The sequence below is a fragment of the Candidatus Hydrogenedentota bacterium genome (assembly GCA_016791475.1).
Lineage (GTDB): Bacteria > Hydrogenedentota > Hydrogenedentia > Hydrogenedentales > JAEUWI01 > JAEUWI01.
In genome coordinates this window covers 58,724-79,299 of sequence record JAEUWI010000020.1, presented here as the reverse complement: position 1 = coordinate 79,299, position 20,576 = coordinate 58,724, and the positions used below count along the sequence as shown (strand labels likewise).

The following is a 20,576-nucleotide window of genomic DNA, read 5'->3' as shown; positions in this document are numbered from 1 at the left end:
GGCCCTTCGGGCCGGAAGTCGATACGCCAATCGTTTGAAAGAATGCCTGTCATTAACCGATGCTATTCCTTGACGCCCATGGAATTCTCAGCCCGAACAACTAAGTACGCTCAAACCGGATGTACCCTTTACTAGCCGACTCCTCGGTATTTTACACGCAAGAGCGCAGCGTCGAAACGAACGGCGGGAAGCCAAGGCATCGTGTTTCGCTTGGATTGCAGCGAAAATTCAACATTACGCAACGATTTCTTACCGCCTTCTTCTTCGTGCTCTTCGTGGCCTTCGTGGTGAAAACAACCCACCGATTACAAATTCAAATCGTGCTCGCGGAAGAACACCCCCACGAGCACTTCTTCCAGGCTCGCCTCGGGCACTCCTTCCAGCACGATCCGCAATGTGTTCTTGCCGTGATAGAGCGCGGCGAGGTCGCTGATTTCGCTCTGAAAATACACCAGTGCGCCCTGGGTCTCGATCAGCTTCTGGTCCACCGGTCCTTTGTGGAGCACCATGCCGTTGGCCTGCAGCTCCATGGACCAACCCGTCAGCGGAATGCCCTTCTTGAAGCCGAGGCGGATGGCGCAATGGTCCACCGCAGCCTTGCGCGCGGGGTCGCTGTAGTCTTCGCCAATTTGGATGGTGAAGGTGCTGGGCTCGCCTACCTTGATGATTGCGGGAATCTGCTTTTTGTACTCGTAGGTGTCGGTGTGGTCGAGGTAGTAGCCGGGGGTGATGGCGAAGATTTTGTTCGCGCGGCTGGCCAGATTCGTCGGCAGGGGCGACGCGGTGTCGCGTAGGATTGTGTGGGTCCATTCATCGGCGGGCAGGTTGAAGTTGAAGAGCTGAAATCCGCTCGCGCCCTGCTGCCAGTAATTCGCGACGGCCCCGCGCCACAGCTCGGGCGTTACATCGCGCGAGGGCAGCCTGGGGTAGTCCTCGGCCTTCGGATTCTTCAGAAAAGGCCACATATAGGAGGTGCGCGGGTAGAGGCTGGGCATCACCGCCACGCCGGCGGGCTTACAGATATCGACCAGTTCCCGCACCGGCATGTCGTGAGCCAGGGTCATGAGTTGGGACGGCAGGATCACATCGACAATGCGGGGATTCATCCAGTCCTCGATGCGGTAGCCCATGCGATGGCAGTCGGCGAGGCTCGGGGGCACGCGCACGAAGAGGTAGAGCGGTCGCCCCTGGCGCTCTGCGGCTTCGTCGAGCCGCTTGCGTACCTGCCCGATCATTTCAGTCACCAGGTGGCCGCGCTCGAAACCCTTGTCCTTCGGGAAGATCATCTGGAAACGGTTGAAGTCGAGCTCTATGCCGTCCAGGTTATCCTCGTAGCGTTCAATGACCTCGAAGATGACGTCCAGTCGATAGTGGCGCACCTCGGGGTGGGTGAAGTCGAGGAGATTGCCATAGTGCGCGTCGGCGGGCTGGGGCGACTCGCCGATCTTCATCTTGTCGTGGTTATCGATCCAGAACTTGCCCGTGAGCGGATAATCCACGGGATCGAAGATGAAGTGGTCGTCGTTCATGCGGTAGGACGGCACGAAAAACATCCCAAGGGCCTTCGCCCGCTCGCCCGCGATGCGGATGGGGTCCACGCCCGCATCCAGGCCCGCGGCGGCCTTGCGCTGCCAGGAGCCGAACTCCATTTCGTAGGCCGGCGCGATGGGACGCCAGCGCCAGTCGTTCGCGACTTTCGTGGGATAGTAGAGAATCTCCGAGCCCGCGCCCACGCTCCACATGAGGGTCTTGACCGAAGTGCCCGCCAGGGAATCCACCTGCGCCAGGACATTGCGCGCAGACTCCTGGGGATCGAGGCTGGTGAAGGAGAGGTCGCCGTCGTCGTTCAACATCACGCCGAAATCGGGGAGGGGCTCGGCGGCTTGTACGGCTGAGATCGCGAAAGCGATGGCAAAAAGTGGAAAGAGCAATCGAAGCATGTAACCTCCTGATTCCAGCCTGAATCGCTTAGGACGGATAAGACGAATAGGACCGATTTTTGCAATCGGTCCTATCGGTCGAATCCGTCTTATCGCACCAACGCGTTATCGTCCCCAGCGCTGTTCCAGGGGCTGGGTGAGTACCTTGCTGGCGTCGATGATCGTCTGGTAGCGCTGCGGGTCTTTGCCGAGGTGGAAGGGTACGAAGGCCATCTTCTCCACATAGGTCGAACCCGGGCGTACGGTGATAATCGGACCGCGCTGGTAATCGCTGAAGGGGTACACGAGGCCGCGCGTGAAGTACGTCAACGGCGTGCCCCAGAAGTGGTGGTAATAGAGGTAGTTGGCCGAGCGGTGCATGTTCGCCTCGCCCGAGTCGGGGTTGAAGGTGGTGAGATCCACGGTCACCGCGCCGATGCCGTAGTCCTTTTCTTCATTGGTCAGAGCGAGCCAGGGCACATCGGCGTCGATGCGCGTGGCCCATTCATCCTGCCAGTTCGGGCCGTGCATGGTGCGCATGCGCTTCAATTGGCCGCTTTTTTCCTGCCACACGAAATGATCGACCAGATGGGTGTCGAGCACCACTTCGCCATTGCGGATGGCGGAGGCGTTCAGGGGCTCGCGCACCTCCATGCTCGTGGTGGATTTCACGTAGGGCGTCCACGCGTAGAAGGTGTAGGTCACCGAAGCCCAGACCTGGGGCGTCCAGCCGGGCATGCGACCGCTGTTGGTGATGCGGAACATGAGGGGCCCGCGCGCGGTAACCACGGTGCGCTCCGGCGGATCCCAGGAGAAGGTGTGTCCCCAGAAACCGTTGTCGGAGAAGGAGTCCGGATTCCAGTGGAGGGCGCCGCTCTGGCTGTTGGTCAGCACGGGCTCCTCATCGCCGCCCTTCAGGGTGAAGGCCGCGATCTGGCCGGATTTCTTGTCCAGTTGCGCGATGAAGAAGTCGTTCTCCACCGTTGCGCTCAGGGACTCGCCCGTGACTTTCAGGTCGGAGCGGGGCGCGGCGGGCGCTTCGGCGGCGGGGTTGTCGTAGCACACGAGCAGCACGCGCTGCTGGTTCGCCGCGACCGTGGCAAAGGCCACCACCTCGATGAACTGGCTCGGGTGCTGGAGATAGTTGTCGTTGCTGGTGCCGTTCGGCGTACCGGGGAAGACGCCGTGGTTGAAGGTCTGGAAGGGAACCGCCACGGGCTCCTGCTCGAGCTCGTCCACAACGTAGACCCGAAGTTCCTTCGCCAGATCACCGCAGTGTTCCTTGCGGGCGGTGATGGAGAATTCGACCGGCTCTTTTGCGCGATCAACGCCTGCCTTTTCCTGCACGACAACGCTCTGGTAGCGCCGCCAGCCTTCCGGGCCGCCGCCCTTTGCGGGCGCTTTCGCGGTGTAGCTCTTTTCCACCACTTTCGCGGTGCCGTCCTCGTTCTGCGCGTCCAGCGTGAGGTCGATCTTCACGTCCTCGTTGTTGTGCCAGAGCATCCGGGCCACCAGCACCACGTTCTTGGCGGTGGCGCTTTCCTTCGTAAGCCAACTGCTGCTTTGCACATGGGCGAAGCCGTCCTTGAAGATGTAGTACGACTCGCATTCGAGCCCGTTAACCACCACCTTCTTGAAGGAAGCCGCCTTGCCCTCGGTCCAGTCGCCCAAGGGCACCACGATCTCATAGACCGGGTGGGCGGCCGTCGGCGCGACGAAGGTAATTTCCTTCACCGCCTTCGGGTCATAGGGCGTGTTGTAGAGCACCTGGCCGTCGCCCACATCCCGGCCCAGCTCCGCGTCGAGGGGAATCTGTGCGGCGACGGGAGCAACGGCGTAGAGGCCGGCAAGGGCCAACAGGGCCAGGGCGCTTTTGAGTTTCGTGACGGGGCGCATCATTCTTTCCCTTCCTCTTTGGTATCCTTGTGACCACTGACCGCACCGGCCACGCCCTCATCGAAGGGCATGGTGAGGATGGGCATGATCCACGAGAGCGGCGCGCGCTCGTTCGTGGGCATCCACTCCATCAGGTGCAGGGGCGAGCGCAGTTTCTTGTTCAGCTTCTCGATCTCCGCGAAGGGATTGTCCCCTTCGGCGAAGCGGAAGGGCACCCAGGCGTTTTCTTCGTAATAGGTGCTGCCCTTGCGTACCTTCATCAGGCGCGTCATGTTGTTGCCCGCGAAGGGATAGACCAGCGGACGCGCCCAGTAGACCCAGGGACCGTTCTGCACGTAGAAATAGGGCTGTCCGACGCTGGCCGGGTCGCCGTAGCGGTTCGTGTTCTCGTAAGACAGGGCGATGTTCGCAAAGCCGATCTTCTTTTCACGGTTGATGAAGGCCATCCAGGGCGTGTCCGCCGGAATGTCCAGGGCGTGAACCGGGTGCTGCTTCGATCCCTCAATGGGCATGTGCCTGATCACGCCCAGTTCGTCCTGCCATACGAACTCATTCAGGATGGCCTTGTTAAAGACCATCTCGCCGTTGCGCATGGCGGAGACGAAAACGTCTTCGAGAATCTCCATCAACGAGGTCTGAAGGATATAGGGCTGTCCCGCATAGAAGGTGTAGGAAACGTGGGCGCTCGCATTGTCCACCATGGGCTGAAGACCGTGGCGGCGCGTGCGGTGCATGATCGGGCCGGTCTTCTCCGAATAGTCTGGTGCTTCCCAGTCACTCGTGTGCACCCAGGGAGTCGGGGGCGTGTAGATATCGGGATTCCAATGGACCGCGCCGTTGGTTTCCAGCTTGTGCTCCAGCAGCACCGGCTCGCCCTCGCCCAAAATGGTCACCGTCTCCACCGAGCCGCTGTTGGGCGACGTAAAGATGCTGAAGTTGCTGTTGCTCACCGTCTGGCTCAGCCGCTCGTGCTGCTCCACCTTCAGGTCGCTCTCCACCACGTTGGTGTGCTCGGCGGCATTGCCATAGACCACGAAATAGACTTTCTTTTCGTACTGCTGCACGTCCGCCAGGAACACCAGCTCCACCGTGGTAGTGGGGTCGTAGCGGTGAATCAGCGCGCCGGTCTCCGGATCCTTTTCCTCGTGGGTAAGCATGGCCTCGTCGCGCCATTCCGTGGATTCGATGATCTGATGGGGTGCCACCACATAGCCATCCGCCCCGGCTTTCGGGTGGGTCGGATCATAGGTCACCACGCGAATCTGGCTGTCCGCGGGGCCGAAGTCATCGGCATAGGGACCAACCATCGCGTGCACCGGCTCGCCGATGCGCTGGATGCCGGCCGTCTCGTGAACAATCAGCGAGATTGCATGGGGCCACGCCGCGCTCCAGTAACCGCCTTTGTCCGGCGCCTTGCCCGCACCCTCATACACCGTTTCTTTTTCGTCCGCTCCCTTGACCGTCACTTTCATGGTGTGGTCGGTGGCATTGAGCCACTGGACGGGCGCCACGATCCGAAAATCTTTGGAACCATCGATCACACCGGTGTAGGTCTCGCCCTGCAGGCCCGGGCTTTCCTTCGCCGTGGCGGGATCCACGATCCCCTCGTTGTAGAAACGCGCATCGCGGTTCCACTTGCCATCCGTCTCCACCTTCACCACCGTCCCCGCGCCGATGGCCTCTTTCGCGAGGGTCAGCGTCACATGGTGGTAGGGCAGGTCGGCCGTCGGCATGCCGAAGCCCAGCCCGCCCGTGGCGCTGCGCTCGGCGGGCGTCGTGCCCGATGCGGCGAGCTTCACTTCTTTGCCGTCGGCCGCGGCCAGGGTAACTTCGACTTTGTACTCCTGGCCCGGCTGCCAGCCTTCATAAACCGAGACGCTCAGGTCCTCGCCGGCGTGAACCTCGCGATTGCCGTTGAAGATATTCGCGTTCTTCACCAGGAAGGTCTCGTGGGCCTTGCCGTTCACCGTCACGCCGGTAACCTTCGCGGGCACTACGTCCTGCCGGGGAAAGGTGGCCGTCATATCCACGGTGAACTTTGCATCCTCGCGTACCGCGCCAAAGGTCACCGATGCGGGCGCGCCGGGAATTCCCGGCTCCGCATAGCCCGAGGGTCGGGGATGGCGCACGGTATCCCCGTGGGCATAACCCGCGAGGATGCAGAGCATCGACGCGGCAATCGAGACGAGCGTGGTCTTTCTCTTCATGGCGTGTTCCTTCGTTGGCCTTGGATTCGTCTGTCAAAAGCACGATTCGGTCGCGGCGCGCTTCAACCCCGAGTGTTGCGGCCCCAACCCGTCAACAGAAACCATCATGCTGCCATTTAGCGGGAGGAGTATTCAATATCGGGAGTTGCGCAGATTGCGCAGTTGGGTCATCGGCGCGACTTGGCGGGGCAGGTCCCGGTAAAATAGCGGGATAGGACGGATTGGACCGATAAGACCGATAATTCGTCCTATCTGTCGCATCCGTCCAATCCCCAGGAGGTCCCATGCCGAAGAAAGATCCCAGCCAGGATGGCCTCCGCGAACTTCGCGCCATGGAGGCCGACGACCCGAGCCCCGAGGGCATCGCGAAGCTGCACACCCTCATTGCGCACCGGAGCAACCATGTTGTCGGGCGCGCGGCGCGGCTGGCGGGGCTGTGGCAGGCGGAGTCCCTGATTCCCGAGCTGATTACGGCTTTCCGGCGATTCCTGCAGGATCCCGTAAAGACGGACCCCGGCTGCGCGGCCAAGCAGCCCATCATCGAAGCACTGGACCTGCTGGGCAATGGGGACGCATCGGTCTATTTCGAAGCCGTTCGCCATATCCAGCGCGAGCCCGCCTTTGGCCCGCCCATCGATACGGCGGCGAGCGTGCGGGGCGCCGGGGGCCACGCCCTACTGAACCTGCGCCACCCGGATGCCTGGCTCGTCATGGCGGCCCTGCTGAACGACCGCGAACACCCCACACGGCGCATGGCGGTGGAAAGCCTGGGCCTTTCCGAAACCCATGAAGCGGAACTGCTCCTGCGAATGAAGGTCCACGGGGGCGATGAGGAGCCGGACATTTCGTCGCTCGCGCTCCAGTCGCTGATGAAATGCGCGCCGGACCGTTCTCTCGATTTCGTGAAGCGTTACCTGCGCGGAGACGAACCCGACATGCTCTCGGGCGCGGCGATGGCCATCGGCGAGGCGCGCCTGCCGGATTCCTTTGCCATATTGCGGGCCGCGATGGAGGGGCCCGGCGCCCGGCACCACCGCTACGCCTTTTATCTGCCTCTGGCGCTGACCCGCGAGCCGGAAGCCTTCGAGGTGCTGCTGGAAGCCCTGCGCGAGGAGCGGCGCCACGAGGCCCTCGCGGCGGTGAAGGCCCTGGCCGTTTTCTTTGGCGATCCCGAGCGCGTTGCCCGCGTGGAGGCGGTCGTGTCGGCCCGGGGGGAACGGGATCTGGTGGAACTGTTCGAGCGCCTGCGGGACGGCGACGCGTGAGAGGTGCGCTTCAGGACGTCGAGACCGCCCTTCTGTAGCGGCGCATTCGCAGCACCATGATCAGCATACAGACGGCGAAGACGAACTCCCGAGCCTCGCTCAAGCGCCAGGGCGGGTTACCCCAGAGTTGGGCAATCCGATCATGTTCATCGAGGGTGGTGGCGAAAAGAACGACCGGCAGCAGGGCGATGGGCGCAATCGGTAGAGAGAGGCGGTCGAGCCCGTAGTGCACCTGAGAGTAGAGGTAGCCCAGGGCCGGGATGACTCCCGCGAAGCCCAGCAACAGCGCCAGTTGGGCATGGTTTACCCAGTAGCTGCCGATGTTGTGGAGGTTGAATTCGCCCTGAACGTTTACCGCCGCAATCGATTCGGGCGTTTCGAAGCCGAGCCAGTGCTGGCCCCAACTGATCTCCTCCCCCGCGCCGACAATCATCAACAGCCCGTACAGAACGCCGACGACCGCGAAAGGCCGCCCCGCTCTCCGAAAATCGCACCACGATTGCCGGATCAGCAACGCCCCGGCGGTCAGGAGCAGAAGGGCCTGGGCGTTCTCCACCGCGCCACTTTCGAGCGCCAGGCGGCCAAACCAGGGCTTCTCGATGTGATTGAAGCTCAGGAAAATCAGCGCGACCATGGCCAGCGACGCGATGATCGCCGCGCCAAAAGCGATCACTTCCCAGCGGCGCCCGCCCGGTTCAGGCGGACTCACGGGGCTGTGCCATGAACTGAAATCGGATTCCACCAGGGCAACCCACCGGGTACCCCTCCCGAATCGCCACAATGCGCACGCGGCGACCAGGGCCAGACTGGCAATCCCCACCACGATCCGCCAGGCCTGAATCTCCCAGACGGTGTGGCTCTCGATGGCCCCATCGGCGGACAGCGCTCGGGCCATCAGCCCCGGGGACAGCAACACCGCCGCCCCCAGCCCCAAGCCACCCACGAGCATTACGACACGTTCAAACGACGCCAAAACCCGCCATCCCATTGCGGGTGTCTTGTCACATTTCATTATGGATGTTCTCGATACCTGTCCGGCAGGCGCTACCGATTCGCACAGAGATTCCCCCGCACACGTGAAACCATTCAGGGACGCCCAGCCAAAGGGCGATGCCGACGACGACCTACCGCGCAACAATCTGCATGATGGCGATCCGGTCTGTCAAGGTTGTACTCGAATCGCGTTTGGATCTTGTAACGTGCGAAGTGAAGCACCGACATCGGAATACACGCAGGGCCGCGGCAATCAACCGTACCGCGGCCCCGTCTGGTGATTCAGGTTGGTGGATGGCTCAAGCCCGAGGCGCGGGGCCCGGCGGACGTCCTCCGGGACCTCCGGGACCTCCGGGACCTCCGGGACCATGCTCCTCGCGCGTGACCGGTCGGGTGGGGTCAATGGCGATGTCGAAGGCGGCGGAGTATCTTCCGTCCTTCTCGGCTACGGTCAACAGCAACTGATCGCCACCGCGTTTGAAGATGCCATCCGTATCATTGCGCTGGTTTCGCTCGCCCTTGGACGCGTAGGGCTCGCTGCGATAGACCCGATCGCTCAGACTGTCATCGAAGAATAACTGGGAGGTGAACTCGTAGGCCTGGGGCGCGCCGTCGGCCGAGCGAATTTTGAAATGGATATGCACCGCCCGGCCCGGATACCAGCCCGGATAGATGGTGGTAAATCGAGCCAGACCGTTGGCATCGGTGATCTGGTGGCCCCGCAGAAACTTCTGCCCTTCGGTGTTGGCGTTCCTGTCGCGGACGCCGGAATAGACGCCGAGGGCGTCACAATGCCAGACATCCACCACGGCGCCGGCCAGGGGCGCGCAGGACTCGCCCGCAAGCTGGGATACATTGAAGTAGAGCTCGAGCTCCGCTCCGGGTCGAGCCGAGCCATCCGACGGCTCGATACGGATATCGCTTCGCTCGAGATCGGTATCTACATAGAACGGCCCCGCGGTCATTTCCGGCCGGGCCACGCAGATTCGCGCCGCAGCGCTTTCCTCCGCGGCGCCGGCAAAGCGCCCGCCCGCGACGAAGAGCGCGCCGGTCATTACGGCCAGCGCTTCTTTACGTGAGAGCAGCAGCCCCCGGGGGGCATCGTCATCTTCCGGAGCCTCAACACCGGGCATCCGCCCGCCCCGAAGCGGATCTTTTTCTGAAACTGGCGCCATGCCTTGTTCTCCTTTCATTCACTGCGGCCTTTGCCCGCCAACATAGTAGCTGAACCCTGCACGTCGTTGTACAGTCTGGTTTCAAGTTTTTTCGCCGGAGAAACGCAACAGCGCCAGCAAACCGGCCAGAATTCCGAGCGTGCCCATGTCCCCCTGTGCCCGCGCGCTCTTGCTGGCATCCGGGGCCGTGCAATCAACACTGGTCTCCGCGCTCCCATTCAACTCCAGCGCGATGTTGAATACGCTCAGGTAGCCGTCGGTGCTGTTACCCGTGATATCCAGCAACAACTGGTCGCCCCCGCCCTGGAAAATGCCGTCGTCGCTGTTCAATGTGTCCCGATAGCCTTTGTCGGCGTAGGGCGACTCTGCATGCACATCGTCCGTCAGCACATCGTCAAAGAAAAGCTGCGACGTGAATTCAAAGGCCTCGCTGGAGCTGGCGCTTGAGCGCACCTTGAAATGGATGTGGACGGCCCGCCCGCTGTACCAGCCGGGATAAATGGTGGTAAATCCAACCGTGCCGTTTTCGTCGGTGATCTGGTAGCCGCGGAGAAAGTTCCGGCCTATGGTGTTGAAACCGCCGTCGGACACACCGGAGTATTCTCCGGCCGCGTCGCAGTGCCAGATTTCCACAATGGCCCCCTCCAGCGGCACGCAGACGCCATCGATCAGCTCGGTGACCTCGAATGCGAGATTCAACACCGCCCCCGCCCGCACGGAGCCATCCGTGGTGTCGAAGCGAATATCGGAACGCTCCAGCTCGTCTTCCACATAATAGGGCCCTTCGGTCAATTCGGGACGGACCACGCAGGTGTCTTCCTGACCAAAGGCCACACGGCCTACGAGCATGAAGGCTCCCGCTCCGGCGAGCAAGTGCATCGCCTCTTTCCGGGAGAGGAGTTGCCCCCGGGGAATATCATCTCGATGCTGGTCTGGGGCGGACGCCGTGTTCTGCGGTCCCGAGTTCGTGAGTTGCACGCGTCGTTTCATGGTCTGGTACCTCCTGCGCTATGGCTGACGCCTTGTCCCGGGCGTCGTACCCCGCCTGGGGCTTGAGCACCTCTGACTATACGAACTATACGAGGCCCGTTCGGCACGACCATAAACTTCGGATTACGAACTTGTAATCCGGCCCCTTGGGGCACTCGGGCAGTTTTGTATACTAAACAAAAGATTGATCTTTATTCATAAATTGTATAGACTAATCATAAGTATTAAAAACAACTCACCTGTATACAAAATTAGCCCAGGGCAGCTCCGGGGCTTGGACAACTCAGTAAAGGAACCCGAAATGAGAAATATAATCAAAGTGCTCGCCGCCTGTAGCGTGGGCGTACTCGCCGCACACGCCGACGAGAACGTGACACCGAGACCAGCCTACATCGCCACGGCGGTGTATCAGACTGCTGGCATCAACCTGAACGGCGAAGGCTTTCCCGGCGAGGGTGTCGAGGCCTGGTTGTCGAGACCGGCGGACCAGGTCGCTTTCCTCAAGAACGACTGGGAAGCCCTGCTCACGAGCATCAAGCGCCTGGGCGACATCAGTGTGCTCACCGGCAATGAGACGGTGATGCACCTGTCCACAGGGCGCTATGACGACTTCAAGGGCCGCGAGGGCAGCGGCCTGGTGGTGAGCAAAGGGGTGGACCTGCGTCTCTTCATGAGCAAGTGGCGCTATGGCGCGGCGATTCTTCCCGGCAGCGGGAGCACGCCGGGCTTTGTATTTTTCGATGGCGCCGGAAAGCCGGTCCACCGCATCCTGCTGACCGAAAGCAGCAACGCCGCTGAATTCGACGCGCTGGTAACCGAATTCAAGGGCGAGACCCCGACCTTCAGCGCAAGCCCTGAAGCGCCCGAGGCGGTGGAAACGCCGAGGGAAGAAACGAAAGCGGCTTTCCTCGCCGGATGGCGCGCGTTGAAGGATACCCACGAGTTCAGCGGCCTGTTGCGGGACCACAAGCTTTCTCGCATCGACGCGGTACGCCTGGCGGAGGGCGAGTTCTCCGCGCAACTGGACCCGGCGGCCTACAGCGCGGTGTTCGGCCAGCTTGTGGAACAGGAGGTATCGATCCTCCTTTTTGCGCTCAACGACGGCTGCGTGCAGATCAGTACCGGGGCAATCACGGAAATGAACCAGACCAAGGGGACGCTTCAACTGGTGGAAGAAGACAGCCGTACCGTCATTTCGCTGCCGCGTATCAAACAGGTCTGGCGCGTGAGCAAGCCGACGGAAGACGGTCTCGTTCACTCCCTGGAGCTTTATGACGCGAACGGAGAGCCCGTGGCCTATATCTTCGGCTCCGAGAAGGGCGATTCGACCAGCATCGTCAAGTGGAAAAACCTCCTCTTCGCCCTGCCGTTGAATGGCGAAGGCGCGGTGAAAGTCGCCGGCGAAGCTACTCCGGATAGCCCCTCCCTCTGACCCCACCAGAACGGGGCCCGCCGGTCCCTTCGGGGGCCGGCGGAACGTCTCAGAGAATGGTTGGCGCCACCCTCTCCACGCCACCCGTTTCAGCCGCGCGGTGCAACGCATCCAACACCGACGTTACGCGCCAGCCATCCCGGGCGGTGACGTAGGGCTCGCGATTCTCCTCAATCGCATCGAAGAAACTGGAGATGCAGTTCGCAAAGGCGCCGCCCCAGCGGTCGAAGATCTGAAAATTCAGGAGTGATCGGGGCCAGGTGAAGCCGCCTTCATGGCTCATTTCCACCGCCTCGTCCTTCCGGTCCACTTGAAGGTGACCGTGCTCCCCCACCACCGACATGAAGGAGTCGGGCATGGAGGGGTGCCCCTCGGGATAAATCCACGCGGCCTCAAAGGTCGCCACGCCCCCCTGCGCAAATCGTACCTGGCCCTGCAGCGCGTCCCACGTGTCCCAGCCGTACTTCGCCTTCAACACGGACTTCACGCCCGTGCAGGTAACCTCCACGGGCTCGTCGTCGAACCACCACAACATCAAATCGATATCATGGGATGACTGAAACCACATGGGCGAGCTGTCCTTCGCCCAGCTCGCCAGCATCTTCGTGGGCACGGTGATGGGGTTGTTCTTCCGCGCGTAGCCGATCAGCGGACGGCCGATGACGCCGTCGCGAATCTTGCGGTAGGTCAGGTGATAGGGCGCAAGCCAGCGGTGGTTATAGGAAATCTGGAGCTTCAGCCCCGTCTCCGCCACCTTGCGCGTGATGGCTTCCGCCTCGGCCACGTCCGTCGTCAGGGGCTTCTCCACGAACACATGGATACCCCGCTCCAGGCAGGCCATCACCGGATCCAGATGCGCCCAGTCCGGCGTGGCGATGAAGACCACATCGGGCTTCTCCGCATCCAGCATCACGCGGTAATCGTTGTAGATGTTGATGGGATACTGGGCCTTCAGCTTTTCCAGCGACTCATTGCTGCGATTGCAGGCCGCCGTGAGTGTGGCGCGCGGTTCACGCGCGAGCACATGGGCCACGGCGCTGCCCATGATTCCGGTTCCGATGATGTTGGCTTTCAGCAAGGGAAATCTCCGTTGGGTCTTGTGGGTCTTATGGGTCTTGTAGGTCTTATCGGTGCCAGGAGGTCAATCAATTGATCAGGTCCCCCCCGCTTGCGGGGGGGCAGGGGGGGGTAATCGCGTCAGTCCCTGCGTTCAAAAAATTCACCAATCTGTACATCCGCGCGATATACCCGCCCACAATATACGCTTCCGCCTTCATCGGCGGCGCGGTAAAAGGCGAGAAGGGATCGAGCTGCACCACGTCGTCGCGCCAGCCACCGCGCTCATCGAGGCCATTCACAATCGATGCGATGCCCTCGGGAGTCTGGGGCACCTTATTCAGCGCCACGGCGAGATGTCCGCCTTTGATATCCTCGGGCAGGGACTTCTTCGCTTCCCCCGCCGCGTACTCCGACCGGGCCGCTGCCGGGCTCAGCGCGGCCAGTCGCCCGTATTCCCGGCGCAGTCCCTCCACATCGACGGTCACCTCGTGGGCATAGGGATAACAGCCTTCTTTTTCATAAGTCTCCGTATAGCGCACATCGTCGATCGTGGTGCCGGTCTGTTTGATATAGATCGGACGGTTCGTGCCCATCTCGTAGAAACCCGTGTGCGTGAACCCGCTGGCGCCCGGTATCCGCGAAGCTTCCAGCCAGTCCAGCGCCGCAGGCACCGCAGCGAGGTACTTCATGTCGCCGGTGATCGTGAAAAACTCGAAGAGATGGGCGATGTTCTCCAGTGTTTGCGTGGAGCAAACGGTGCCAATTTCGAAGGGCCGACCCCATACGGGCTTGAGATCCGCGCCGTACTGCTGGGCCCAGCCCGCCTGGGGCACGGGCAACTGGGCGCGCAGGTAGAACTGCATACCTTCTGTCGCCGCCGTGTGGTAGCGCTCCTCCCCAAGCCGCGCATGGGCCTCAAGCAGGATCTTGATGCAGTCGTAGGTCACATCGTCGTTGAAGGTGCGGGCGGCGCTGTAGTCGTGGTCCGCTTCGGCGTTCGGGAATCGCTGGGGCCACGCGCCATCGGGATACTGGGCGCGCAGGATATGGTCCAGCGCCTTGGTCAGCACCGCGCGGTAACGCGCCTCCTTCGTCACGTCATACAGGCGCAGAAAAAAGCGAGTAGCCTCTGTTGTGCTGTAATCGTCGAAAGTCGCGTTGCTGCGCGGCTTCAGATACTCCTGCCAGCCCCAGCACTTCGAGAAGAAGCTTTCGTAGTAGGCGGGCAATCCCTCGGGATCGAAGTCGATGAAATAGTTCCAACCACCCGAAGGATGCTGACCCTGCGCGAGGGCGTCCGCCACCTGTGCCGCACGGTGAAGGTAGTACTCGTCCTTCGTGGCCCCATAGGCCTCCAGCAGGACCAGCCCCACCGAAGGTGTGCCCGGAGGCTCCACCCAGATCATGCTCGGCCGCGCCTTGAGCTCGCCCCAGGGCTCCAGGTCCATGGTGTAGAACCAGACAAAGCCACCGCGATTGGACAGCGTGTCGAACATGAAGTCTGTGGCCTCGCGCATGACGGAGATCGCGGTTTCGCGCGAAGGCACGGCGTCCTGCGCGGGGACAATGCAACAGACGACCGCGGCATACGACAAAACAATGTTCCGTAGAGTTTTCATAGAGCCATAATAGCGGCAATACGACTCGGGTTCAACGGAATGTGCCCCGAGCTGTCAACTGTCAATTGTCAACTGTCCATTGTCAATTGTCTTTGACTTCCCCGACCCCGCCGCCGTATTCTGGGACTGGTTCGTCGGGGAACCAACGCAGCAGTATTACGCCCGCCAACTCCGAACCATATAAAGGACGGACCCGATGCCCGCAGTTGCCATTCGAGCCTTGATTCCCGCCCTCGCGCTGTCCCTTTTCTCCTCCTTTGCGCTCGCGGAAGAGGTTAAGACCAGCACGGAACTCACCGCGCTCACGCTCTACGATTCCGGCCAGGCCTATGATGTCATGCGGGCGCCCGACGGCGTGGTGCTCAACGACCTAACCCTGATCGAGAACGACGGACCCGGCGCGGGACTCAGCGAGAAGGGTGTCCATTTCGAGCCGCTGCACGCCGGCGTCCAGATCCGTAAAGTCCTGCGCCTAGACGACACCCGCGCCCGCTCGGCCCACGTGGTCGTGTATATGGAACCGCAAGCACCCCAGAACACGCCCCCCTGGTATCTCGTCGTGAATGGTCACCGCGTCGAAGGCGTCCCACAATCGTGGCACGAGCGCGTCTGGTGGTGGGTGCCGGTTCCGGTGGAGTTTCTGGTGCAGGGGGACAACGAGATCCGCGTCGCCTGCGACGCACCGGAGGGCCAGGGCTACAAGGTGCTTTTCGCCCGCTCGGACGAGTACGAACGGGGTGGCGGGGCCTTCAGCCTGAAAGGGCATACGGGCCTGCTCACCTCGGGCTTCGTGGAAAGGCCCGACAGCGGCGTCCTGGAAGGACTCACGCCCATCGAAGTGGGCGAGAGCTCGGACCGCTCCCTCGACGGCGGTCAGTCCTGGGTCCCCGGACTGCTCGGGCCCCAGGCGGACACCCCCGGCGAATATGTCATCCGCCTCAACCTGAACCAGACCCAGCCCACGGGCTCCCTCGTATCACCGCCCATCGACCTCTGGACCGAGGAGCACGGCATCGCCAGCCGGAGCACCGCAACGCAACTCCACCTTTCCGGCAGCGGCGATACGCCCGAGGGCACCAGCATCGCCTGGGCGGTGCGCTTTGCGGACACCCCTGATCCGACGGACGCCTCCTGGGGCGACTTTCAGACGGTGGCCGAAGGGGCCAACGCGGACGCCGGGCTCGCGGACACGGCCCAGCGCTTCATGCAGGTGCGAGTGACGCTCAACAGCACGTCGCCCCTGGCCACGCCGATCTTTCATGGCCTGCGCATTGAGCGCGTGTTGCAGCAGTCGCCACCGCTGAAAAAAACCTTTTACGCCCGCAACGTGGTGAACCCCAATCTGCTTTATCCTTCCCACACGATGCACTTTGAGAATACGGGAGCACTGCAGTTTGCAGAGCTGCGCAACAACCTCCCCGAGTCGCTCTTGATCCGCAAGACCCAGGGCCAGTTCGCGGAGATCAACCAGATCCGGCACTACGTCTCCCAATTGTGGTACCACGGCAGCCCCCACCCCGAGTATCCCGAGTGGAACGCCGTCGACATCCTGAAGCGCAAACTCCAGTATGGTCATGGTGGCATGTGCATCCAGTTCACCATCGTCTTCATCCAGTCCCTTCAGGCCCTGGGCTATCAGGCCCGCCACGTGAATGTTTTCAACCACGAAACCGCCGAAGTCTACATCGACGAACTGGAAAAGTGGGTCGTCGTCGATCCCGAAAGCGTCTTCGACTCCTACGAGTTCAACACGGACACCGGCGAACCCATCAGCGTCAAGGAACAGCACGAGTACTTCCTCAAACGCTATGGCTTTACGGCGGAAAACCCCATCCCCTGGGCCAGCCCGGAGCCCTGGAACAACTGGAGCAACAGCGGCCGTACCGAGACACCCCAGCCCCTCGAGATCTCCACCTTCACGGACTGGATCAACAACCCGGACCCGGCGCGGAAACCCCCGCAGCACAACCTGGCCGGTTTCTTCCGCCTCATTCCCCGCAACGATTTCCTGACGCGACCGACGCCGCGACCCGTGTCACAGGGCTCCACCCACTGGCCCTGGAGCGGCTACCTCTGCTGGTACGACGCCGCCACCCCGCGCAAACTGCAATACGCCCTGCATAGCGACCGCGAAGCCGATTTCTATCCCACCATCAACCGCGTCCACTTCACCGCGACCCACGGCGCCACCCCCGGCACGGTGGATATCCGCATGACCAGCCAGACGCCCAACTTCGAGACCTACGAGATCAACCTCAACGGCGCCGGCTGGAGCCCGAGCCCGGCCGACTTCACCTGGACCCTCCAGCCCGCAGGTCTGAACCGCCTCCAAATGCGCACGAAAAACGCCTTCGGCATGGAAGGGGCCCCCAGCCAGATCGAAGTCTTCTATCACTACCGCGAGCCGTATAAGCCAAAGGAAGTGAAATGAACAAGCTGCTGGAAGCGGCGGGCGAAGTCTGCGCGTTCATGGCGGAACGCAACTGGAAGTTCTGCATCATCGGTGGACTTGCCGTACAACAGTGGGGCGAACCGCGGACCACACTGGACGCGGATTTTACACTGCTGACTGGCTGGGGCGGCGAGGAGTACTATGTCAAAGAAATCCTCGGGCACTTTGCGTCTAGAATTCCAGGCAATTTTGACTACTTCGTAGCGCAGCGCATTTTGCTCGTTCGCGCTTCTAACGGCATCGATATTGATATCGCCCTCGGCGCGTTGCCCTTCGAAGAAGCCATGATAGAACGGGCCGTAACGAAAGAATTTTCGCCCAATTTATCATTGCCCTGCTGCACTGCGGAAGATCTGGTCGTCATGAAAGCTTTCGCCGGGCGCTCGCGCGACTGGATGGATGTGGAGGGCGTGATTAAACGGCAGGCTAGCCTTGATGTAGACTACGTTCTTGACCATATCTCCGATTTTAACGAATTGAGCAATGAGCCCGATTTGTTTGGACGGGTGAAACGTCTATTGGGAGGCGCAGGGTGAATCGACCGACAATTGAAGAACAGCGCGCGCTGGTCCGTCAGTGGAAAGAAACCGGTCGCATGCTCGAACAACTTCGCGATGAGAAATTGCGTGGCAAGCCTTACGATTGGGAGGAAGTGGATGCACTCCTTTCCCTCGGCGAAAGCTACTATGGACCGCCGCGCTTGACCAGCGGGCTCCAGGAACAGCAGCGCCTGTTCATGAAGCTCGCGCCGGACTGGTATAAGAAACTGCGGGGCATCGAGTAGCCCCCGCCGCGCTTACTCCACCCTCTTACGCGCCAGCAGGTGTCGGACAAACGAAGTGAGCCCCGAAAACCGATACGAATCGTCGATGTACTTCTCCACCACGTAAAAGGCGAAGTAGTAGGCCCGCGCGAAGGCCCAGATCATCAAGGTGAGATACACCGCCGTCGCAATCGTGGGATTTTCCAGCCACACGAGGGCGAAGCAGATCACGCCGATGCCAACCAGCAGTGCCGCCTTCAAGTACATCCACTTCGGATTCTGGAGATCCATAACCGCACCTGCTCGAATCCCATGCTTGAAACATGACGGGAAGAAATTGTTCGCCACGAAGAAACGAAGAACACGAAGCAAGCGGAGGTTCAGAGCGCTTTCTTCCCTCTTACTTCTTCGTGCTCTTCGTGGCCTTCGTGGTGAAACATTTGGTGCAACGACTCAGCCCTTATTCAATTGCGTGTTGAACCATTCGCACATGACGGCGACTTCTTCGGGGATGGTGGGCCAGGGGTGGCCGCCACCGGCTTTCACAATCAGCTCCGCGCTGTGGCCTTTGTCCTTCAACGCCTTTACCATGATCTCGGACTGCTCCAGTTTCACTACTTCGTCGGCGTCGCCGTGGATAAACAACATGGGCGGCGCGGTCTCATCCACCTGTTGCGCTGGTGAAAGCTCTTTCGAGCGGGCTGCAATTTCCTCCGGCGTCTTCCCGTCGAAACCGTCCTCGAAGAAGAAGCGCTCCAGTCGGCGCAGGGGCCCCTGGGACCAATCGACCAGCGTGAAGTCGGTGGGCGGGAAAAAGACGGCGGCGGCGGCGACTTCTGTGCCGTACTTGCCCAGCTCGCCCTCGCCGGTGGCGCCTTCGGCGGTCACGGCGGCAAAGGTGGCCAGGTAACCACCCGCGGAGGCCCCTGTCAGACCGAGGCGCTCGGGATCGACGCCATACTTCTCCGCCTGACTCTTCACCCAGCGGATTCCGGTCTTCACGTTCTCGTTCATCTCCATGCCGGTATACTTTGTGATGGAGCCCGGCCGGATGGCGAACACCGTGTAGCCCTGGGCGCAATAGATGTCGTACATCTTCGCCTTCTTGTGGTCGTTGATCTTGCCCCGATCCGAGTAGAAGGCCCCACTGGCCACGTCCACAATGCCCAGGCCGTGGCCCGGCAGATCGGCCGAGGTATTCGTGGGCGTAAACACATCCGCCAGCAACCCGGTGCCGTGCACTTCGGCATACACGATGTTCTCGTGCTGCACATAGGGGATATCTTCCGCCTGAATCGGCAGAAGCGCAAAAAGGGCAATACCAACAAGGGTGAAAAGGGCGCAGAATTTCATCGAAGGTCCTCGCGTGGATTGGTGCTTCTCTCAAAGGGTCCGGCCATTCTATGCGACATCCCGCCCTCCAAACCACCGGGCCCTGACCGCACCCTGATAATGATAATGCGTTTGCATTTACATTTTGATTTCGATACAATTCCCTTTCGTCGGCTGCGGCGACGACCGCCGCGCCTCTGATTGGAGAAGAACGCTCATGAAAAAGCTCCCGGTAACGGTACTCTCGGGATTCCTCGGCGCGGGAAAGACCACGCTGCTGAACCATGTCCTCAACAACCGACAGGGAATGCGGGTCGCCGTCATCGTCAACGACATGAGCGAGATCAATATCGATGCCGCCCTGGTGCGCGGTGGCGAAGCGGCGCTCCACCGTGAAGAAGAGCGTCTCGTGGAGATGTCCAACGGCTGCATCTGCTGTACCCTGCGCGAAGACCTGCTGGTGGCGGTGGCGAAGCTGGCCCGGGAGCAGCGCTTCGACTATCTCCTGATCGAGTCCACCGGCATCGCCGAACCCCTGCCCGTCGCCGAGACTTTTTCATTCGAAGACGACGAGGGCGTTTCTCTTTCCGACCATGCCACGCTCGACACCCTGGTCACCGTGGTTGATGCGGCAAACTTCATGGCGGACTACGAATCCTGGGACGAACTTCCGGATCGGGACATGGGCCTAGATGAATCGGACGACCGCAGCATCGTCGACCTCCTGACCGACCAGGTCGAATTCGCCAACGTGATCATTCTGAACAAGTGCGATCTCGTTGAGGCCGACCGGCTGAATCGGCTTGAGGCCTTTCTACGCCATCTGAATCCCTCGGCGCGACTGTTGCGCGCCGTGAAGGGTGCGGTGCCCGCCGGGGATATCCTCAACACGGGCCTCTTCCGCGTCGACGAAGCCTCCCAGCACCAGGACTGGCTGGCGGTGCCCCGGGGCTCCGAGTCCCCGGAAACGGAGGAGTACGGCATACGCTCCATGGTTTTCAAGGCGGATCGTCCCTTTCACCCGGTGCGGTTGTGGTTTCTCCTGAATGACAGCGAGACCTTTTTCGGGCCGATTCTGCGCTCCAAGGGCTTCGCCTGGCTGGCCACACGGCCGGACCAGGTGTATGAGTGGTCTCAGGCGGGTGTCGCAGTGCACCTGACCCCGGCGGGCTACTGGTGGGATGCCCTCCCCCTGCCCGAGTGGGAAGTGGCCGAGGAAGATCTGGAGGATGCCCGGACCTCGCTTCGGGAAGCCTTCGGCGAGCGGGGCCAAACGCTCGTACTTATCGGCCAAGGCTTGAACGAAGCACGGGCAAGGCGCCAGCTATCCGAGTGTCTGCTCACCGATGTTGAATGGGCGGCCGGCCCGGAATCCTGGGCCTTACTGCCCGATCCCATCCCCAACGAGACCGAAGAGGAAGCGGCGCTTCAACACGACGCCGCGGCGCGAAACAACTGACGGAGCACTACGCAC

Annotated in this window: 16 protein-coding genes; 6 read left to right on the top strand and 10 right to left on the bottom strand. The window is 61.5% G+C overall.

Translation table 11 applies throughout. The features are described from left to right. Positions 1-305: 305 nt before the first annotated feature. The 3 genes from JNK74_12675 to JNK74_12665 all read right to left on the bottom strand — a co-directional run bounded on the left by JNK74_12675 (position 306) and on the right by JNK74_12665 (position 6,022). Positions 306-1,940: a hypothetical protein gene (locus JNK74_12675; protein ID MBL7647033.1), complete on the bottom strand. Its 1,635-nt coding sequence runs from the start codon at positions 1,938-1,940 to the stop codon at positions 306-308. A 105-nt stretch (positions 1,941-2,045) separates the two neighbouring features. Next, entirely contained in the window at positions 2,046-3,818 is a 1,773-nt protein-coding gene (locus JNK74_12670; GenBank protein ID MBL7647032.1) for a hypothetical protein, read from the bottom strand. Further along, a complete protein-coding gene (locus JNK74_12665) occupies positions 3,815-6,022 on the bottom strand; it encodes a hypothetical protein (GenBank protein ID MBL7647031.1) in 2,208 nt (735 codons plus the stop codon). Before JNK74_12665 ends, JNK74_12670 begins: the two co-directional genes overlap by 4 nt. 284 nt (positions 6,023-6,306) lie before the next feature. Here JNK74_12665 and JNK74_12660 point away from each other — a divergent pair, with 284 nt between their 5' ends. Then, the gene (locus tag JNK74_12660) at positions 6,307-7,287 is read left to right on the top strand and encodes a HEAT repeat domain-containing protein (GenBank protein MBL7647030.1); all 981 of its coding nucleotides are present in this window, start codon (positions 6,307-6,309) and stop codon (positions 7,285-7,287) included. 10 nt (positions 7,288-7,297) lie between these two features. On the opposite strand, the gene JNK74_12655 is transcribed toward JNK74_12660, so the two are convergent. From JNK74_12655 to JNK74_12645, 3 genes are all read right to left on the bottom strand, one after another. Beyond that, positions 7,298-8,260: a hypothetical protein gene (locus JNK74_12655; GenBank protein MBL7647029.1), complete on the bottom strand. Its 963-nt coding sequence runs from the start codon at positions 8,258-8,260 to the stop codon at positions 7,298-7,300. Positions 8,261-8,579: 319 nt separating this feature from the next. After that, positions 8,580-9,413, bottom strand: coding sequence for an intradiol ring-cleavage dioxygenase (locus tag JNK74_12650; protein ID MBL7647028.1), 834 nt, complete (start codon positions 9,411-9,413; stop codon positions 8,580-8,582). A 123-nt stretch (positions 9,414-9,536) separates the two neighbouring features. Beyond that, positions 9,537-10,445 carry an intradiol ring-cleavage dioxygenase gene (locus tag JNK74_12645; protein MBL7647027.1) on the bottom strand — a complete coding sequence of 303 codons (909 nt, stop codon included), beginning with the start codon at positions 10,443-10,445 and terminating at the stop codon, positions 9,537-9,539. A gap of 301 nt (positions 10,446-10,746) precedes the next feature. Here JNK74_12645 and JNK74_12640 point away from each other — a divergent pair, with 301 nt between their 5' ends. Next, on the top strand, positions 10,747-11,877 hold the full coding sequence (locus JNK74_12640) for a hypothetical protein (GenBank protein ID MBL7647026.1): 1,131 nt from the start codon (positions 10,747-10,749) through the stop codon (positions 11,875-11,877). Between the two features lie 49 nt (positions 11,878-11,926). Here the strand turns inward: JNK74_12640 and JNK74_12635 are convergent, their stop codons facing one another. Continuing rightward, positions 11,927-12,955 carry a Gfo/Idh/MocA family oxidoreductase gene (locus tag JNK74_12635; GenBank protein MBL7647025.1) on the bottom strand — a complete coding sequence of 343 codons (1,029 nt, stop codon included), beginning with the start codon at positions 12,953-12,955 and terminating at the stop codon, positions 11,927-11,929. A gap of 67 nt (positions 12,956-13,022) precedes the next feature. Further along, complete coding sequence (locus JNK74_12630) at positions 13,023-14,531, bottom strand: pectate lyase (protein MBL7647024.1); 1,509 nt, start codon at positions 14,529-14,531, stop codon at positions 13,023-13,025. A 220-nt stretch (positions 14,532-14,751) separates the two neighbouring features. Here JNK74_12630 and JNK74_12625 point away from each other — a divergent pair, with 220 nt between their 5' ends. Genes JNK74_12625 through JNK74_12615 form a run of 3 tightly spaced genes read left to right on the top strand, consistent with a single transcriptional unit; the run spans position 14,752 to position 17,791 of the window. Further along, positions 14,752-16,986 carry a transglutaminase domain-containing protein gene (locus tag JNK74_12625; GenBank protein ID MBL7647023.1) on the top strand — a complete coding sequence of 745 codons (2,235 nt, stop codon included), beginning with the start codon at positions 14,752-14,754 and terminating at the stop codon, positions 16,984-16,986. Then, positions 16,983-17,543 carry a nucleotidyl transferase AbiEii/AbiGii toxin family protein gene (locus JNK74_12620; GenBank protein MBL7647022.1) on the top strand — a complete coding sequence of 187 codons (561 nt, stop codon included), beginning with the start codon at positions 16,983-16,985 and terminating at the stop codon, positions 17,541-17,543. The genes JNK74_12625 and JNK74_12620 overlap by 4 nt, the downstream gene beginning before the upstream one ends. Then, complete coding sequence (locus JNK74_12615; protein MBL7647021.1) at positions 17,540-17,791, top strand: hypothetical protein; 252 nt, start codon at positions 17,540-17,542, stop codon at positions 17,789-17,791. The genes JNK74_12620 and JNK74_12615 overlap by 4 nt, the downstream gene beginning before the upstream one ends. Before the next feature lie 12 nt (positions 17,792-17,803). Here the strand turns inward: JNK74_12615 and JNK74_12610 are convergent, their stop codons facing one another. Both JNK74_12610 and JNK74_12605 read right to left on the bottom strand, forming a co-directional pair. Beyond that, positions 17,804-18,061: a hypothetical protein gene (locus JNK74_12610; GenBank protein ID MBL7647020.1), complete on the bottom strand. Its 258-nt coding sequence runs from the start codon at positions 18,059-18,061 to the stop codon at positions 17,804-17,806. 162 nt (positions 18,062-18,223) lie between these two features. Continuing rightward, positions 18,224-19,123, bottom strand: a complete 900-nt coding sequence (locus JNK74_12605) for a prolyl oligopeptidase family serine peptidase (GenBank protein MBL7647019.1) — start codon at positions 19,121-19,123, stop codon at positions 18,224-18,226. Positions 19,124-19,319: 196 nt separating this feature from the next. On the opposite strand from JNK74_12605, the gene JNK74_12600 reads away from it, so the two are divergent. Next, the gene (locus JNK74_12600; GenBank protein ID MBL7647018.1) at positions 19,320-20,561 is read left to right on the top strand and encodes a GTP-binding protein; all 1,242 of its coding nucleotides are present in this window, start codon (positions 19,320-19,322) and stop codon (positions 20,559-20,561) included. The last annotated feature ends 15 nt before the right edge of the window (positions 20,562-20,576 follow it).

Bases quoted from the DNA above. Each gene is read 5' to 3' on its own strand.
- JNK74_12650 (MBL7647028.1), bottom strand. From the start codon at position 9,413: ATGCCCGGTGTTGAGGCTCCGGAAGATGACGATGCCCCCCGGGGGCTG.
- JNK74_12600 (MBL7647018.1), top strand. From the start codon at position 19,320: ATGAAAAAGCTCCCGGTAACGGTACTCTCGGGATTCCTCGGCGCGGGA.
- JNK74_12670 (MBL7647032.1), bottom strand. From the start codon at position 3,818: ATGATGCGCCCCGTCACGAAACTCAAAAGCGCCCTGGCCCTGTTGGCC.
- JNK74_12640 (MBL7647026.1), top strand. From the start codon at position 10,747: ATGAGAAATATAATCAAAGTGCTCGCCGCCTGTAGCGTGGGCGTACTC.
- JNK74_12620 (MBL7647022.1), top strand. From the start codon at position 16,983: ATGAACAAGCTGCTGGAAGCGGCGGGCGAAGTCTGCGCGTTCATGGCG.
- JNK74_12665 (MBL7647031.1), bottom strand. From the start codon at position 6,022: ATGAAGAGAAAGACCACGCTCGTCTCGATTGCCGCGTCGATGCTCTGC.
- JNK74_12625 (MBL7647023.1), top strand. From the start codon at position 14,752: ATGCCCGCAGTTGCCATTCGAGCCTTGATTCCCGCCCTCGCGCTGTCC.
- JNK74_12675 (MBL7647033.1), bottom strand. From the start codon at position 1,940: ATGCTTCGATTGCTCTTTCCACTTTTTGCCATCGCTTTCGCGATCTCA.
- JNK74_12605 (MBL7647019.1), bottom strand. From the start codon at position 19,123: ATGAAATTCTGCGCCCTTTTCACCCTTGTTGGTATTGCCCTTTTTGCG.
- JNK74_12660 (MBL7647030.1), top strand. From the start codon at position 6,307: ATGCCGAAGAAAGATCCCAGCCAGGATGGCCTCCGCGAACTTCGCGCC.
- JNK74_12645 (MBL7647027.1), bottom strand. From the start codon at position 10,445: ATGAAACGACGCGTGCAACTCACGAACTCGGGACCGCAGAACACGGCG.
- JNK74_12610 (MBL7647020.1), bottom strand. From the start codon at position 18,061: ATGGATCTCCAGAATCCGAAGTGGATGTACTTGAAGGCGGCACTGCTG.